This window comes from Gilvimarinus sp. 1_MG-2023 (assembly GCF_030548285.1).
Genome location: NZ_JAUOSC010001950.1, coordinates 1 through 228, shown reverse-complemented (window position 1 = coordinate 228; position 228 = coordinate 1). Strand labels below are relative to the sequence as shown.

The following is a 228-nucleotide window of genomic DNA, read 5'->3' as shown; positions in this document are numbered from 1 at the left end:
ATTGATACCCTGGCACAAGCGACGCAGAATGCGCTGGATCTAAAAAGCGATAACGGCCATGGTCATGCAATCGCCGATGTCAGCGGACTGCAAAGCGCGCTAGACACAAAGCTGGACAACCCTGCCACCGGGAAAGATTTTTTGGCGACGTTGGGCTGGTATTCCGGGGAGGTCGCGGACGGTGGCGGTTTTAGTGTCGTGCCCAGTTCGGCTGGTGATGCGACGTGG

The 228-nt window shown here is 57.5% G+C and carries 1 protein-coding gene; it reads left to right on the top strand.

Going from position 1 to position 228, the window contains the following annotated elements:
• A partial coding sequence (locus Q4563_RS23465; RefSeq protein ID WP_303606259.1) for a hypothetical protein occupies positions 1-228 on the top strand: 228 nt, incomplete at both ends.